Genomic DNA, 15607 nt, shown 5'->3' with positions numbered 1-15607 from the left:
CATGTCGCTGCCGAAGCTCGTGTTCCCGGGCGGCGCACTGGTCGGCGACGATGCGGGTTTCCTTAACGCATCGCGGATCAAGGGCTCGCATGCGGCGATCAAGACCGGCATGCTGGCCGCCGACGCCGCTTTTGAAGCCGTGCAGGCTGGACGCACCAGTGATGAACTCACCGCGTACCCGGAGAGCTTCAAGACCTCGTGGCTGCATACCGAACTGCATCGTGCGCGCAACTTCAAGCAGTGGATGAGCAAGGGCCTGTACCTCGGCACGCTGATGGTCGGCATCGAGCAGAAGCTGCTGGGCGGCAATGTGCCGTGGACGCTGCATCACCAACATTCGGATCACGAGATGCTGAAACCGGCTTCGCAATGCAAGCCGATCGTCTACCCGAAGCCCGATGGCAAGCTGACGTTTGACCGGCTCTCTTCAGTGTTCATCTCGAACACGAACCACGAAGAGAACCAGCCCGCTCACCTGACGCTGAAAGATCCTTCGGTGCCAGTGAACGTGAACTGGCAGACCTACGCCGGCCCGGAGTCACGTTACTGCCCGGCAGCGGTGTATGAGTTCGTGAAGAACGACGACAACACCGAGCGCCTGGTGATCAACGCGCAGAACTGCGTGCACTGCAAGACCTGCGATATCAAGGACCCGACGCAGAACATCGTGTGGGTGACGCCTGAAGGCGGCGGCGGTCCGAACTATCCGAACATGTAATTCATGCTTCACCTGCCTTCGCAACGCCGGATTCTTACTGACGGCGCTGTGAAGGCAGAACCAGTCAGCTCCGCCCCACCGCTTCAATCCGCTCCCGCACTTTCGCCACGACCGGCGCCCAGTCGCCAACGCGCGGTTGTCGAACCAGTTCAATCGAATCGTACCAGGCCGTCAGCGGCGACTCATCGCCCCAGAACCACGCGGAAACGTGATCGATCATCAGGCAGGTCGGCACACCGAGCGCCCCCGCCAGATGCGCGGGCCCGCTATCGATCGTAACGACCAGATCCAGATTCGCCAGCAACGCAGCGACATCGTCGAAGCCGGACTGAAAATGATGCGTCAGATCGACGACGTCGAGACCCTTGGCGCGCCACTGTGCAACCGTCTCTCCGCGCCCCGGCGACAAAGCAAAATAGCTCACGTCCGGCACGTTCAACAGAGGTTCGATTTGCTCGACGGGCACTGAACGCCGCATGTCGCGGATATGGTCCGGATTGCCGTTCCACACCAGCCCGACCTTGCGACTACCGCGCCGCGCCGCCGTGTGCGCTTCGACTCGTTCGCGCCACGCCTGCTCACGCGCAGGGTCAGCGCTCAGATACGGTGCGCCCCATCCCGTTGCGCCGAAAATGCCGAGCCGCAGCGGCAGGCTCATCAGTCCGCAGTGAAAATCGGGCTGCGTCTCCAGACTCGTTTCGAGCGGCAAATCCGCTGGCAGCATGCGTTCGAACAAATGCCGCAACGGACCGTCGTGACCGAAGATCACCCGGCCGCCCTCGCGTCGCGCCCGTTCGGCCAGCATTGGCAGAAAGCGCACTGCCCAGAGACAGTCGCCATTGCCCTGCTCGCCATAAACCACCAACGTCTTGCCGGCAAGCGATTCACCCTGCCAGGGCGCGCTGATCGCGGCGAGCGCCTGCTGGGCGTTGTTCAGTTCGCCGCCAGCAAACACGACGCGCGATTCGTAATGCGTCCAACCCTCCGCAAAACGCCCGCTGCGAATCTCGAGTTCCGACAGATCGAACAACGCATGGGCGTTCTGCGGCGAGAGCATCAGGACTTGCCGGAGCAACGCCTCGGCCTCGGCGAAGCGTGCCTGCTCCTTGATACACAACGCCAGCTTATGCAGCGCGACTGGATTGCCGGGCACGACGCGCACGGCTTCGCGCAACAGCGCCTCGGCGGTGGCGAAGTCGTCGCGCCGCTGCACGGCCGCCGCGCGCCAGATCAGCGCGTTGGCGTCTTCGGCATGGTGCGAGAGCAGCAGCCCGGTGGCGGAGTCGACCAGCGCCCAATCGCGCAGCACGAAGGCGGTCTGCGCAATCGTATGCAGCAGCGTGGGTTCGCAGGAAGAATCGAGTTGGTATGCGCGCACCAGCGCAGCAAGTGCCTCACGCTGACTCGCCTTGTCACCCCCGGCGTGTTGCAGCAGCGCCTGGCCGAACGTGAAGCAGTCGCCGGCCACGGCGTTGGGCGCGGCGGCACGCGCGCGTAGATCCGCGAGACGGCTGGCTGCCGGCTCGGCGCTGAAATCAGTCATGAGAGACGACACTGCCCGCGTAGAACCAAAAAAGATACGTTCGACGCAGACGCGTTACGGCGCGCTGGCCGCGATCTTCGGCGTGCTGACGGACACGTCGCCGCATTGCGCGCGATGGCGCAGCGCATGATCGATCAGCACCAGCGCGAGCATCGATTCGGCGATCGGCGTGGCGCGAATGCCGACGCACGGGTCATGCCGCCCGAACGTTTCGACGACAACCGGTTGCCCCGCCTTGTCGATCGAGCGGCGCGGCGTGCGAATGCTCGAAGTCGGCTTGATCGCAATCGACACCGTGATGTCTTGCCCGGTCGAAATGCCGCCGAGCACGCCGCCCGCGTGATTGCCGACGAAGCCTTCCGGCGTCAATTCGTCGCCATGTACCGAGCCGCGCTGCGCGACGCTCGCAAAGCCCGCGCCGATCTCGACGCCCTTCACCGCGTTGATGCCCATCATGGCGTGCGCAATGTCGGCGTCGAGACGGTCGAACAGCGGCTCGCCGAGACCGACCGGCACGCCGGACGCCACGACGTTGATGCGCGCGCCGATCGAGTCGCCATCTTTGCGCAGCGCGTCCATATACGCCTCAAGTTGCGGCACGATCTCCGCATTGGGCACGAAGAACGGGTTCTCGCGCACCTGCGCCCAGTCGACGAACGGCACGTCGATTTCACCGAGCGCGGCCATATAGCCGCGAATCTCGGTGCCGAACTTCTCGCGCAGCCACTTCTTGGCGACCGCGCCCGCGGCCACCGTGGGCGCCGTGAGGCGAGCCGACGAACGGCCACCGCCGCGATAGTCGCGGATGCCGTATTTCTGCCAGTAGGTGTAGTCGGCGTGGCCCGGCCGGAAGGTGTCGGCAATGTTGCCGTAGTCTTTGCTGCGCTGGTCCGTGTTGCGGATCAGGAGCGCGATCGGCGCGCCGGTGGTCTGGCCTTCGAACACGCCCGACAGGATCTCGACCTTGTCTTCTTCCTGACGCTGCGTGACGTGCCGCGACGTGCCGGGCTTGCGACGGTCGAGTTCCAGTTGAATGTCGGCTTCGTTGAGCGCCATGCCCGGCGGGCAGCCGTCGATCACGCAGCCGATAGCGGGACCGTGCGATTCGCCGAAGGTCGTGACAGTGAAAAGCGTACCGAGCGTGTTGCCGGACATGGGCGTCGTCCAAAGAAATGCGGGGAAAACGCTATTATGCCAGCCCCGTGGCAAGCGGACCGCGTCGTGCAACGGTTCTGGCCGATCGGCCAGGGTACGTCTGGTCCCGCTGCGTCGCTCACCTTGTCGGCACACACCTTTGGCGCGACTGGGGATTCATCCGCGATACCGCGTGCCGATTAACCGTTCACCCAACCCGGCGGCGCGCAAAACGCCGCCATGCGGAAATGTCTGCTTCGGGAGCGCGCACCGCCTGGCCGGCAAGCAGAGCCTGTTCCTACTACTTCCGCGCCCCGCGCAATTCGGTGACGATCTGCTGCAGGTTCTCCGGCGTCGCCTGTGCCGGATCGAGCGGCTCACCCACTGCCAGCGTCAGGCGGCTCATGACGCCCTTCTGGATCGGCCGCGGCCAGCGCGCGTCGTCCGCGCGCGAAAACACGCTGCCCCACAATCCGCGCAGCGCCATGGGGATGACCGGCGCCGGCGTGCGCCGGATGATCTCGGTCACGCCATGCCGGAACGGATTCATCTCGCCGGTTTTGGTGAGCTTGCCTTCCGGAAAGATGCAAACCAGATCGCCCTCGGCCAGCGCCTGCGCGCAGCGCTCGTAGGCACGCGTCAATAACTGCGCGTCCTGATGCGCCGGCGCGATCGGAATCGCTTTCGCGTGACGGAACACCCAGCCGGCGAACGGCGTCCTGAAGATCTGATGGTCCATCACGAAACGGATCGGGCGCGGACTCTCGGCCATGATGACGATCGCGTCCACGAAGCTCACGTGGTTGCACACGAGTACGGCCGCGCCTTCTTCCGGAATCCGCTCGGCATGCACGAGGCGAATCCGGTAGAACGTGTGCACCAGCACCCACGCGATAAAGCGCAGCAGAAACTCGGGCACGAGCGAATAGATGTAGGTCGCCACCACGATGTTCAGCAGCGCGGTAACGAGAAAAATCGCCGGAATGCCGAAGCCTGCCGCGGTCAACGCCATGGCCATCAGCGACGAAACGATCATGAACAGCGAATTCAGAATGTTGTTCGCGGCAATGATTCGCGCCCGGTGGCTCGGCTGGCTGCGGCTCTGGATCAGCGCATACAGCGGTACGCTGTAGAGGCCGCCGAACATGGCGAGCAGGAAGAGATCAGCCAGGACGCGCCAGTGGGCGGGCCGCACGATGAATTCACCGATGCTCAACAGATGGCCCGCGGGCGGCAGCGCATGGCTCGCGAAAAACAGATCGATCGCGAACACGCTCATGCCGATCGAGCCGAGCGGCACGAGGCCGATTTCGATACGCCGCTTCGAGAGTTTTTCGCACATCAGCGAGCCGAGGCCAATGCCGATCGAAAACGTGCCGAGCAGCACGGTCACCACATCCGGATCGGCGGACAGCACGTTTTTCGCAAAACTGAAAAACGACGACAGGAAGATCGCGCCCACGAACCACAGCCAGGAGATCCCCAGCAGGCTCAAAAACACGGTACGGTTTTCGCGCGCCAGCTTCAGGTTGCGCCACGTCTCGCTGACCGGATTCCAGTTGATGCGCAGATCGGCTTGCGGCGCCGGCGTGAGCGGCACGAAGCTCGACACCACGCGCCCCACCAGCGCGATCGTGACGCAGGCGCCGGCCAGCACCACCGCGCCGTGCTCGACGAAACCCGCGCCCACCCCGCCGACAATCGTACCGATCAGGATCGCCACGAAGGTGCCCATTTCGACCATGCCGTTGCCGCCGACCAGCTCCGAACTCGACAGATGCTGCGGCAGGTATGAGTATTTGACCGGGCCGAACACGGTCGAATGGACGCCCATCAGAAATGTGCACAGGTACAGAAGCGGCGCGCTATGCAGCCAGAAACCCGCGCCGCCGATCAGCATCACCACGATTTCGAAACTCTTGACGAAACGCGTGAGCATTGCCTTGTCGTACTTGTCGGCAATCTGCCCGGAGGTGGCCGATAGCAGCACGAACGGCAGGATGAAGATGGCCGAAATCAGGAATGCCGCCGTTTTCGGATCGACGCCCGAAAAGCGCGCCGCCTGGTAGGTGACGAGCGACGTGAAGCCGATCTTGAAGACGTTGTCGTTCATCGCGCCGAGGAACTGGGTCCAGAAAAACGGCGCGAAACGGCGCTCGCCGAGCAGCCGGAACTGGGAGTCGTGACCCTCGGGTCGACGGGCGGCGCGGCGGGCAGCAGGTAACGGACGATCGCTCATGAAGTTCGGCAAGCAGGCTGGAGAGCAACAAAGATGAAAGCACCATGCGCACAACCCGGCGCGGGCGGTTCGCCGGGCAACACGTAGCGCCGGCCTGGCGGCCGAATAGGCGCACTCGCGCCCGCCTCGGCGGCGAGCCAGCTGGAGAGCCGGATAGGCAAGGCTGAACATGCAGACAAGCCCTGCGCCGGACACAAAAAAAGCGCGCGCTTTCGCGCGCGCCTTGACCGCCACTTCGCGCTCACGGCAACGACAGAACGTCGCAGTGAGTCGCCGCGCATTAACGCGCCGGCTGCTGTTCCGGCTGTTCTTCCGGCCAGTCGCGGATATAGGCCTTGAGCATGCGGTTTTCGAAGCCCTGCTCTTCCACCACCGCCTTGGCGACGTCGTAGAACGAGATCACGCCCATCAGCGTGCGGCTCTCCAGCACCGGCAGATAACGCACGTGATGCTCGAGCATCATGCGGCGAACTTCGTTGACGTCCGTTTCAGGCGTGCAGGTGAGCGGATGGTCGTCCATGACCTTGCGGATCGTGGAGGTGCCGACGCTGCCGCCGTTCTTGCTCAGCGTCGAAATAATTTCGCGGAAAGTCAGCATGCCGACGAGATCGCCATATTCCATCACAACCAGCGAGCCGATGTCGTGCTCCGCCATGGTATTGACTGCGTCGTGCAGCGTGGTATCCGGCGTAACCGTGAAAAGGGTGTTGCCTTTGACTTTGAGGATGTCGCTGACTCGCATGATCTGTCTCCCGTAATGCCCGCTAAGCTCGTAATACATCAATGATTTTCGATCCTAGCGGAAAGACCCATAAAAGGAAAGCGGCCCGCCCACCAGGGCGCACCGGCCATTCACCGGTTCGAGCCCGGCTCGCCGCGGCTGTGCGCATCGGGAAAACCGCGCTTGAAGCGCGGCGCGCCGGTGATAGGATGGCCGCCACTTTCACCTTTCGCGAGGCCGTTCGTGGCCTCGCCGCCTACGATGTCCGCCAACCGTTTCGACACGCTTGCGCTGCACGCCGGCGCCGCTCCTGACCCGACCACTGGCGCGCGCGCCACGCCGATCTACCAGACTACCTCGTTTTCGTTCCGCGATTCGGACCACGCCGCGGCGCTCTTCAATATGGAGCGCGCGGGTCACGTCTATTCGCGCATCTCGAATCCGACCGTTGCCGTGTTCGAGGAACGCGTGGCCGCGCTGGAAAACGGCGCGGGCGCGATCGGCACGGCGAGCGGCCAGGCGGCCTTGCATCTGGCCATCGCCACGTTGATGGGCGCAGGCTCGCATATCGTTGCCTCCGGCGCGCTGTACGGCGGCTCGCACAATCTGCTGCACTACACGTTGCGGCGCTTCGGCATCGAGACGACCTTCGTCAAACCGGGCGACCTCGATGCGTGGCGAGCCGCGCTGCGCCCGAATACGCGACTGCTGTTCGGCGAGACGCTCGGCAATCCGGGGCTCGACGTGCTCGATATCGCGGCCGTGGCGCAGATCGCGCATGAGCATCGCGTGCCGCTGCTGGTCGACTCGACCTTTACCACGCCGTACCTGCTCAAGCCCTTCGAGCACGGCGCGGACTTCGTTTATCACTCGGCCACCAAATTCCTCGGTGGCCATGGCACGACGATCGGCGGCGTGCTGGTGGACGGCGGCACGTTCGACTTCGAAGCCTCCGGGCGTTTCCCCGAATTCACCGAGCCTTACGACGGCTTTCACGGCATGGTGTTCACCGAGGAAAGCACCGTCGCTCCGTTCCTCTTGCGTGCGCGCCGCGAGGGTCTGCGCGACTTCGGCGCATGCCTGCATCCGCAGGCTGCGTGGCAACTGCTGCAAGGCATCGAAACACTGCCTTTGCGGATGGAGCGGCACGTTGCCAACACGCGCCGGGTGGTCGAATTCCTCGCCGGTCACGCCGCGGTCGAAACCGTCGCCTATCCGGAATTGCCGACGCACGCCGACCACGCGCTCGCGAGGCGTTTGCTGCCACGCGGTGCCGGCGCCGTGTTCAGCTTCAATCTGCGCGGCGACCGCGCTGCGGGACGCAGCTTCATCGAAGCGCTCTCGCTGTTCTCGCATCTCGCGAACGTGGGCGACGCGCGCTCACTGGTCATCCATCCCGCATCGACCACGCACTTTCGCATGGACGCCGCCGCGCTCGCCGCAGCCGGCATCGCCGAAGGCACGATCCGCCTCTCGATCGGACTCGAAGATCCCGACGATCTGATCGACGACCTCAAGCGCGCGCTGAAGGCGTCGCAAAAAGCGAGCAGTTCGAGCGCGCCGCAAGGCGGCGCATCCGGCACTGCCGCCCAACCCCGCCCGGAGTCCGCATGATCTTCACCGTTCAAGGCAAGCCCGCCTATGCGTACACCGGCGGCAAAGCGTTCGACGCGCGCCTGCCAACCGCCGTATTCATCCACGGCGCCGAGCATGATCACAGCGTATGGGCGCTGCAAACCCGCTACTTCGCGCATCACGGTTTCGGCGTGCTGGCCGTGGATTTGCCCGGCCACTGCCGCAGCAGCGGCCCGGCCCTGACCACCGTGCCGGCCATGGCTGACTGGCTGGCCGCGCTGCTCGACGCCGCAGGTGTGCAACGCGCCTTCGTAGCCGGCCACAGCATGGGCTCGCTGATCGCGCTCGACTTCGCCGGCCGCTATCCCGAGCGGGCAACGCACCTCGCCCTGCTCGCCATAGCGATGCCGATGACCGTCTCCGATGCACTGCTCGACGCCGCTCTGAACCGTGAACCCGAAGCGATCGGCATGGTCAACCAGTGGTCGCATTCGACCATTGCGGCCAAGCCTTCCTGCCCGGGCCCCGGCTTCTGGCTGCACGGCATGAACCAGCGGCTCATGGAGCGCGTCTCGGCGCGCGGTGAACCGCACCTGTTCCATACCGACTTCGCCGCCTGCAATAGTTACGCGGACGGCCTCGCCCGTGCCGGGCAGGTGCGCTGCGCCACGCGCCTGATCGTGGGGCGGCGTGACGCGATGACGCCGCCGCGCGCAACCAGGGCGCTCGCGGGCGCACTGGAGCAAACAGGCGTACCGGTCGACACGGTCACGCTCGAAGCCGGCCACGCGTTGATGACCGAGCAACCCGACGCCACGCTCGACGCCCTCTTCAGCTTCGCGACCAGAACTCCTCACACGGTTCGATGAACGTTGCGAGCCATCACGATAATTGCGCCGGGAGCGCTGCGCCATCGGCCGAATGGCCAGGTTGCGCGCATGGCCCGATAGCCGCACAATGGATCAAGCCTGTCCTGTTTCGAGCGCGTGCGTCCGGCATGCCGGCGCACGCCGGAGCATCGAGAAGCGTAGCAATCCGGAGGCCGTGATGGCTCAAACCGCGCACACCGATCACTTCGCGAGTTTCGCGGAGTTCTATCCGTACTATCTGAGCGAGCATCGCAATACGGTCTCGCGGCGGCTGCACTTCGTGGGATCGCTCGGCGTGATCGGCTGTCTTGCCATGGCGCTCGCCACCGGCGACTGGCTCTGGCTGCCCGCTGCCGTGATCTGCGGATACGGCTTCGCCTGGGTCGGGCATTTCTTCTTCGAGAAGAATCGGCCGGCTACCTTCCGGCATCCGCTTTACAGCCTGATGGGTGATTGGGTGATGTTCAAGGACATTTGCGTCGGCAAGATTTCGTTGTAGCGAAGCGCTAGCTTTTCCGCTGCTTCGAAGTTTCCGCTGCGGCCGCCTTTCGCGGTATCAAGCGCTCGCACGCTGCCTCAACCCGCCTCGTCCGGCATCACGCCGCATGCTGCGGCATGGAAGGCGCGCCAGATTCGTCCTCCGCAGCGCGCGCGGCACGGTCGGCTGCTCGCGCGGCAAGTAAGGCGGCGAGCGTCACTTTCAGCTTGTCGTTTTCGAGCGCCGCCAGCAGCATTTCTCCGTCCACACGCGTGGACGCCAGTTCGAGCTGATATCCGAGTTCCGCGCGGTCGATCACGAACAGTCCGAACAGGCGCTCGACAGTGATTTGCGCCGGATTCGCCAGCAGCAGGAAATGCGGACGCGAGCCGTCCTCCTGCAAGCGCGCGATCCACTCGATCTCTTCGAGCTTTTCCAGCAGGTTGATCGTGGTACCCATATCGCGGCGAAGCATGCGCGAAAGTTCGGGCACCGTATAGCCGCGCCTGCCGGCGTCGCGTGCTTCCGAGAGGCGCGCGAGCAGTTCGAGCGAGTCGAACAGATTGCTGCCTTCGAAGGTGGGCCGGTGAAACTGCCCAATGCGAATGGCCGGCAACGCGGACGCGATCATCGCGCCCGCCAGCGTGATGAACCAGCACAGGTACATCCACAGCAAAAACAGCGGCACGGCCGCAAATGCGCCATACACCGCGGTGTAGGTTGGAATGCGCCGCACGTAATAACCGAAGCCGCGTTTCGCAAGCTCGAAAGCGATCGCGGCAGTCACACCGCCGATCACCGCGTCGCGCCATTCCACGCGGCAATTCGGCAGGTACACGTAGAGAATCGTGAATGCGACCGCGGTCAGCGGCAGCGCGGCGCCCGCGAGCGCCCACTCGATGACCGGCGTCATGCGCTGGGCCGCCGTGAAGGTCATGGATTGCGTGAACAGGTACGATGAAATCGACAGGCTCACGCCGATCAGGATCGGGCCGAGCGTGATGATCGCCCAGTACACCAGAATGCGCTGCGCGATTGGCCGCGCCTTGCGCACGCGCCAGATCACGTTGAACGCGGACTCGACCGTCATCATCGTCATCACGGCGGTGACGAACAGAAAAATCATACCGATGGTGGTGAGACCCTTCGCCTTCGAAGCAAACTGATTCAGATAATTGAAGATCTGACTGTTGAGCTGCGCGGGCATCAGATGATCGGCAAGAAAAATCTGCAGCGACATCTGGAAGGAAGCAAAGATCGGAAACGCAGTGAACAACGCGAACGCGACGGTCGCGAGCGGCACGAGCGAAAGCATGGTGGTGAACGTGAGACTGCCGGCCACCTGCGGAATGCGGTCTTCGCTGCTGCGCTGCGCGGCAAACTGCGCGAGGCGTTTCAGCGTGTCGAGATCGAAACGCACCCTGGACAACAAACCCACCTCCCTCGTTTCCTTTGCTGGTGTTTCAGGACCGCGCGCAAGACCTGGCCGAACGGCTATGTGTGGCCTGTGGAGCGGACCCAACCCCTATAATACCTGTTCACCGATGAGGCCTATGAAAGACATTCTCGTGCTCTATTACAGCCGTCACGGCGCCACGCGCGAACTCGCGCTGGCGATCGCGCACGGCGTCGACAGCGTTCCCGGCATGCAGGCGCGCGTGCGTACCGTGCCGGCGGTGTCCACCGTCTGTGAAGCGACCCAGCCCGACATTCCCGCTGAAGGGCCGCCCTTCGTCGAACTGCGTGACCTCGAAGAATGCGCCGGCCTCGCGCTCGGTTCGCCTACCCGCTTCGGCAACATGGCCGCGTCGCTCAAATACTTTCTCGACGGCACCACGCCGCAGTGGCTTTCCGGCGCCCTCTCCGGCAAGCCCGCCTGCGTGTTCACTTCCACCGGCAGTCTGCACGGCGGTCAGGAATCCACGCTGCTCTCCATGATGCTGCCGCTTCTGCATCACGGCATGCTGATCGTCGGCATTCCGTACACCGAGAGCGCGCTGAGCACCACGCAAACCGGCGGCACGCCTTACGGCGCGTCGCATTTCGCGCGTGCGGGCAGCGCCGAACACGGCATCTCCGCGGACGAAAAGACGCTCGCCATCGCGCTCGGCGCTCGCGTCGCGCGCACGGCGGCATCCATGAGCGAAAGGCCGTGAACGAGCCGAACGCCCAACCGGCTGTCGACCCGGCAACGCGCGCGCCGAGCGCCACACACGCAGCGTCCGTGCAGCGAAATCGCGCCGCCGCGCTCGGCGCCACCACTGCACTGGCTGTGCTGATCGCGCTGTGCGTCGTGTGGGAATGGTGGCTCGCGCCGCTGCGGCCCGGCGGTTCGGCGCTCGTGCTCAAGGCCGTGCCGTTGCTGGTCGCTCTGCCGGGCGTCTGGCGGCAGCGGCTTTACACGCTGCAATGGGCTTCGATGTTGATCCTGCTGTATTTTGCCGAAGGCGTGGTGCGCGGCTGGAGCGACCGCGAGCTGAGCGCCGGTCTCGGCTGGCTGGAGGCCGTGCTCTCCGTGGTCTTTTTCGTTTGCGCGCTGGCCTATGTCGCGCCGTTCAAACGCGCGGCAAAACGGGCTGCGAAACAGGCCGCAAAAGAGGCCGCAACAGGCTAAAAAAACAGGCGGCGAAACAAGCCAACACGACCATCTGACCAGAACGCCGCGACATTTCTCCCGAACACGCTGACCGACCAAGCCCGAACACGCTGACCGACCCAACATGACCCAAACCGCTTTTCTCGCCGCCTGCCGCGACACCATCGGCGCCGCGCAGGTGCTGACCGATCCGCACGACACCGCCCCGTACCTGACCGACTGGCGGCGCCGCTACACCGGCGCGGCATGCGCGGTGCTCTGCCCGGCCACGCCTGACGAAGTCGCGGCACTCGTGAAGCTCGCCGTCGAGCATCGCATCGCGCTAGTCCCGCAAGGGGGCAACACGGGCCTCGCCGGCGGCGCCACGCCGGACGCAAGCGGCGCGCAAGCGGTTATCAGCTTGCGGCGTCTGAACCGGGTGCGCGACATCGATCCGCACAACAACACGATCACGGTGGAAGCCGGCGTCATCCTCGCGGAAGTGCAGAAACATGCCGAAGAAGCCGGCCGTCTGTTTCCGTTGAGCCTCGCCGCCGAAGGCAGTTGCACGATCGGCGGCAATCTCGCCACCAATGCGGGCGGCACCGGCGTGCTCCGCTATGGCAACACGCGCGAACTGTGTCTCGGCCTCGAAGTCGTCACCCCGCAGGGCGAACTGTGGGACGGCCTGCGCGGCCTGCGCAAGGACAACACCGGCTACGATCTGCGCGACCTGTTCATCGGCGCGGAAGGCACACTCGGCATCATCACCGCTGCCGTGCTGAAGTTGCATCCACAACCAGCCGCGCGCGTCACGGCGCTCGCCGCGCTCGCGTCGCCGCACGCCGCGCTCGATTTTCTCTCACTCACGCAGCGCGTCGCCGGGCCGCTCCTGACCGGTTTCGAATTGATGTCGGATTTCTGCCTGCGTCTGGTCGGCCGGCATTTCGAGCAGATGCGCTATCCGTTCGCCGAGCCGCACGCGCAGGTCGTGCTGCTCGAACTGTCGGACAGCGAAAGCGAGGAGCACGCACGCGAACTGTTCGAGCGTTTAATGGAAACGGCGCTGGAAGAAGGCCTGGTGCAGGACGCGGTGGTCGCGGAAAACCTCAGCCAGTCGCGGGCGTTCTGGAACCTGCGTGAACACATTCCGCTCGCCCAGGCCGAAGAAGGGCTGAACATCAAGCACGATATCGCGGTGCCGATCTCGCGCATCGGCCACTTCATCGAGGAAACCGACGCCGCGATCGCGCAGGCCGTGCCCGGCGCGCGCATGGTGACATTCGGCCATCTCGGCGACGGCAATCTGCACTACAACGTGCAGGCGCCCGAGGGCGTCGACGCCAAGGCGTTCCTCAAACAGTACCAAGGCCCGATCAACCAGATCGTCTACGACAGCGTGCATCGGCATCGCGGCAGCATCAGCGCGGAACACGGGCTCGGCCAGTTGAAGATCGACGAGGCGATGCATTACAAGCAGGACGTCGAGGTGCAGTTGATGCGTGCCGTCAAGCGCGCGCTCGATCCGCTGAATCTGATGAATCCGGGCAAGGTGCTACGCTAGCGTCTGAAGCTGCGCGTTCCCTTGCGAAGCCCCTTGCAGGAGTCGTGGTCGTGAAGATTCGAGTGCTGTCCGATCTGCATCTGGAAAATGACGAGCCCGAGTTGATCCCGCATGCGCAGGCGGATCTGATCGTGCTGGCGGGCGACATCCACAATCACGCGGCCGGACCGCGCTGGGCCGCGCAGACTTTCGACGGCGCCGTGCCGGTGGTCTACGTGCCGGGCAATCACGAGTACTACGACGGCGAGTTCGGCGCGCTCGAAGCCGCGCTCCACGACGCGGCCGCGCAGGTCGACAATGTGCACGTGCTGAACAACGCCGCGCTGGTCGACCCGCAAGGCCAGTGGCGCGTGCTCGGCACGACCTTGTGGACCGACTTCGCCTTATACGGAAACGACGCCGATACGCTCGCGGAGTCGATCGGCGCGTCGCGGCGGGTCATGCTCGATTTTCGCGGGCTGATCCAGATGAACTGGCCGCACGACACCCATGATGCAACGCGCGACTTCACACCCGACGATTCGCTCGCGCTGCACCGGCAGGCGCGGGCCTGGCTCGAAGGCGAACTCGCCAAACCGTTCGGCGGCAAGACGATCGTCGTCACGCATCATGCGCCGCATCGGCTGAGTCTGGCCGAACGTTACGCGGAAGACCGCGTGTCGGCCGGCTTCGTCAATCACTTGCCGGATCTCGTGGGGCCGCCGGTCGCGTTATGGATTCATGGGCACACGCATACGCCGTTCGACTACAGCGTGAACGGCACGCGCGTGGTGTGCAATCCGCGCGGGTATCTCGACCGGCGCACCGGGCTGCTGGAGAATCCGCTGTTTGCGTGGGATAAGGTCGTTGAGATTTAGCGGCCGCTGAATAGCGAGCCCGCACGGCAGGCGCTACGCTCGCGACGTTATCGAACCGCAACGGTCGAAACCCAAGACGGGTCGTATTCGGAGGTCGCTCATGTGTGGTCGAATCAGCCAGTACCGCGATCCGCATTTCTACGCCGAGCACCTCGGTCTCGCCGATCCACTCATGCTTTTCGATGCCGCCGACCGGCGTCCCGGCTACAACCTCGCTCCCGGCACGCACCCGCTCACGGTGTACCCGGATCAGACGGTGCGCGCAATCCACTGGGGATATCGTCCCGACTGGGCACGCGAACAGCATTTGCCGCAGACCATCAACGCGCGCGCGGACGCCGCGCCGAACGGGCGCTACTTCAAGGAACTGTGGAAGACCGGGCGCGTATTGGTGCCTGCGGACGGCTGGTTCGAATGGCGCGTGGAAACCACGCCTGTGACAGCCATCGCGCAGAGCAAGGACAGAGCGGACGAACCGCCGATCCGTCAGCCCTACTTCGTGCATCTGAAAAGCGATGCCCCCATGTATCTCGCGGCGCTGTCGAGCGTGCGCGGCACGGAACCACAAACAGAAGGCATGGGAATGGTGATAGTGACGGCCATCGCCGATACGGGTCTCGTCGATGTGCACGATCGCCGTCCGCTGGCATTCGCATCGGAAGCGGCCCGCCGCTGGCTGGATCCCGCTTTGCCGCTCGACGAACTCGAGCAATTGACACGCAGCGCGGGCCTGGCCGCCGGACGCTTCCGCTGGCACCGGGTGAGCCACGAGGTGGACCGCACGCTCAATGACGAACCGGGTCTGATCGCGGCAATAAACTGAAAACCGGTGCCTGACGTAAGCCCAAACATGAGCCCGAACCGCAAAGCAGCATGAGCCAACGGCGCGATCGCCGCACTTAACCCGATATAAGCCAGGAAAGGAGCAAGAAGCAAGAAGCAAGCAAGAAGCGAGCAACAAGCGCGGACAACCCACGCACCCCGAACCAAACTGCGCGCCGCCGCCCGAATAAACGGCGCCTGCTAGACAGGCGCCTCGGCGAAACTCAACGGCCGCGCCGCTGTGCCTTCAGATCCGGGCGCTCGACCTTGATCGGCACCAGTTGCGGCTGCTGCTCGCGCAACCGGCGCAGCAGATCGCGCGAAGCGGCAATCCCGATCAAGCCAATCATGACGGCCACGCCAATCATCAGATGCGTATCCATGAATCCCTCGTACTTCTGTTGTTGCAATATTGCCGAACCGCGGCGAACTGAGCGCCCCCGGTCTACTACCGCAGCGCATGAACGACACGTTAGCAAATCGATCGGGCGGCGAAAGTAAGGAAATGTTGC

At 64.4% G+C, this 15607-nt stretch carries 15 protein-coding genes; 9 read left to right on the top strand and 6 right to left on the bottom strand.

Annotated elements, in window-relative coordinates; genetic code table 11:
* A partial coding sequence (locus P0D68_RS24145; RefSeq protein ID WP_408468758.1) for an electron transfer flavoprotein-ubiquinone oxidoreductase occupies window positions 1-718 on the top strand: 718 nt, incomplete at its 5' end.
* Between the two features lie 64 nt (window positions 719-782).
* Here P0D68_RS24145 and P0D68_RS24140 read toward each other — a convergent pair.
* From P0D68_RS24140 to P0D68_RS24125, 4 genes are all read right to left on the bottom strand, one after another.
* Entirely contained in the window at window positions 783-2261 is a 1479-nt protein-coding gene (locus P0D68_RS24140; protein WP_408300422.1) for a tetratricopeptide repeat protein, read from the bottom strand.
* Window positions 2262-2315: 54 nt separating this feature from the next.
* Window positions 2316-3416 (bottom strand): chorismate synthase, encoded by a 1101-nt coding sequence (gene aroC, locus P0D68_RS24135; protein ID WP_091792675.1) that lies wholly within the window; start codon window positions 3414-3416, stop codon window positions 2316-2318.
* Between the two features lie 280 nt (window positions 3417-3696).
* Window positions 3697-5634: an MFS transporter gene (locus P0D68_RS24130; RefSeq protein WP_408300420.1), complete on the bottom strand. Its 1938-nt coding sequence runs from the start codon at window positions 5632-5634 to the stop codon at window positions 3697-3699.
* Between the two features lie 280 nt (window positions 5635-5914).
* Window positions 5915-6376 (bottom strand): CBS domain-containing protein, encoded by a 462-nt coding sequence (locus P0D68_RS24125; protein ID WP_091792673.1) that lies wholly within the window; start codon window positions 6374-6376, stop codon window positions 5915-5917.
* 240 nt (window positions 6377-6616) lie between these two features.
* Here P0D68_RS24125 and P0D68_RS24120 point away from each other — a divergent pair, with 240 nt between their 5' ends.
* From P0D68_RS24120 to P0D68_RS24110, 3 genes are all read left to right on the top strand, one after another.
* Window positions 6617-7969: an O-acetylhomoserine aminocarboxypropyltransferase gene (locus P0D68_RS24120; RefSeq protein WP_408300417.1), complete on the top strand. Its 1353-nt coding sequence runs from the start codon at window positions 6617-6619 to the stop codon at window positions 7967-7969.
* Complete coding sequence (locus P0D68_RS24115; RefSeq protein ID WP_408300415.1) at window positions 7966-8799, top strand: alpha/beta fold hydrolase; 834 nt, start codon at window positions 7966-7968, stop codon at window positions 8797-8799. Before P0D68_RS24120 ends, P0D68_RS24115 begins: the two co-directional genes overlap by 4 nt.
* A 178-nt stretch (window positions 8800-8977) precedes the next feature.
* Window positions 8978-9298, top strand: a complete 321-nt coding sequence (locus P0D68_RS24110) for an Mpo1-like protein (protein ID WP_012433756.1) — start codon at window positions 8978-8980, stop codon at window positions 9296-9298.
* A 97-nt stretch (window positions 9299-9395) separates the two neighbouring features.
* Here P0D68_RS24110 and P0D68_RS24105 read toward each other — a convergent pair whose 3' ends face one another.
* Window positions 9396-10709: a YihY family inner membrane protein gene (locus P0D68_RS24105; protein ID WP_408300436.1), complete on the bottom strand. Its 1314-nt coding sequence runs from the start codon at window positions 10707-10709 to the stop codon at window positions 9396-9398.
* Between the two features lie 121 nt (window positions 10710-10830).
* Here P0D68_RS24105 and wrbA point away from each other — a divergent pair, with 121 nt between their 5' ends.
* The 5 genes from wrbA (at window position 10831) to P0D68_RS24080 (ending at window position 15096) form a co-directional block, all read left to right on the top strand.
* Window positions 10831-11433: an NAD(P)H:quinone oxidoreductase gene (gene wrbA, locus P0D68_RS24100; protein WP_091792670.1), complete on the top strand. Its 603-nt coding sequence runs from the start codon at window positions 10831-10833 to the stop codon at window positions 11431-11433.
* The gene (locus P0D68_RS24095; protein ID WP_408300413.1) at window positions 11430-11891 is read left to right on the top strand and encodes a DUF2069 domain-containing protein; all 462 of its coding nucleotides are present in this window, start codon (window positions 11430-11432) and stop codon (window positions 11889-11891) included. The genes wrbA and P0D68_RS24095 overlap by 4 nt, the downstream gene beginning before the upstream one ends.
* Before the next feature lie 106 nt (window positions 11892-11997).
* Window positions 11998-13416, top strand: a complete 1419-nt coding sequence (locus P0D68_RS24090; protein WP_408300411.1) for an FAD-binding oxidoreductase — start codon at window positions 11998-12000, stop codon at window positions 13414-13416.
* A 50-nt stretch (window positions 13417-13466) separates the two neighbouring features.
* Window positions 13467-14273, top strand: coding sequence for a metallophosphoesterase (locus P0D68_RS24085; protein WP_408300409.1), 807 nt, complete (start codon window positions 13467-13469; stop codon window positions 14271-14273).
* A 100-nt stretch (window positions 14274-14373) separates the two neighbouring features.
* Window positions 14374-15096, top strand: coding sequence for an SOS response-associated peptidase (locus P0D68_RS24080; RefSeq protein ID WP_091792667.1), 723 nt, complete (start codon window positions 14374-14376; stop codon window positions 15094-15096).
* 223 nt (window positions 15097-15319) lie between these two features.
* Here the strand turns inward: P0D68_RS24080 and P0D68_RS24075 are convergent, their stop codons facing one another.
* Complete coding sequence (locus P0D68_RS24075; RefSeq protein WP_408187026.1) at window positions 15320-15478, bottom strand: hypothetical protein; 159 nt, start codon at window positions 15476-15478, stop codon at window positions 15320-15322.
* Between the last annotated feature and the right edge of the window lie 129 nt (window positions 15479-15607).

Source organism: Paraburkholderia sp. RL17-380-BIE-A (assembly GCF_046028085.1).
Lineage (GTDB): Bacteria > Pseudomonadota > Gammaproteobacteria > Burkholderiales > Burkholderiaceae > Paraburkholderia.
The sequence above is the reverse complement of the archived record's forward strand: the minus strand, read 5'-3'. Positions and strand labels throughout refer to the sequence as shown.

Excerpts from the sequence above, each read along its gene's own strand:
- P0D68_RS24125 (WP_091792673.1), bottom strand. The coding sequence starts at position 6,376 with ATGCGAGTCAGCGACATCCTCAAAGTCAAAGGCAACACCCTTTTCACG.
- P0D68_RS24120 (WP_408300417.1), top strand. The coding sequence starts at position 6,617 with ATGTCCGCCAACCGTTTCGACACGCTTGCGCTGCACGCCGGCGCCGCT.
- P0D68_RS24080 (WP_091792667.1), top strand. The coding sequence starts at position 14,374 with ATGTGTGGTCGAATCAGCCAGTACCGCGATCCGCATTTCTACGCCGAG.
- P0D68_RS24140 (WP_408300422.1), bottom strand. The coding sequence starts at position 2,261 with ATGACTGATTTCAGCGCCGAGCCGGCAGCCAGCCGTCTCGCGGATCTA.
- wrbA (WP_091792670.1), top strand. The coding sequence starts at position 10,831 with ATGAAAGACATTCTCGTGCTCTATTACAGCCGTCACGGCGCCACGCGC.
- aroC (WP_091792675.1), bottom strand. The coding sequence starts at position 3,416 with ATGTCCGGCAACACGCTCGGTACGCTTTTCACTGTCACGACCTTCGGC.
- P0D68_RS24130 (WP_408300420.1), bottom strand. The coding sequence starts at position 5,634 with ATGAGCGATCGTCCGTTACCTGCTGCCCGCCGCGCCGCCCGTCGACCC.
- P0D68_RS24115 (WP_408300415.1), top strand. The coding sequence starts at position 7,966 with ATGATCTTCACCGTTCAAGGCAAGCCCGCCTATGCGTACACCGGCGGC.
- P0D68_RS24110 (WP_012433756.1), top strand. The coding sequence starts at position 8,978 with ATGGCTCAAACCGCGCACACCGATCACTTCGCGAGTTTCGCGGAGTTC.
- P0D68_RS24075 (WP_408187026.1), bottom strand. The coding sequence starts at position 15,478 with ATGGATACGCATCTGATGATTGGCGTGGCCGTCATGATTGGCTTGATC.
- P0D68_RS24090 (WP_408300411.1), top strand. The coding sequence starts at position 11,998 with ATGACCCAAACCGCTTTTCTCGCCGCCTGCCGCGACACCATCGGCGCC.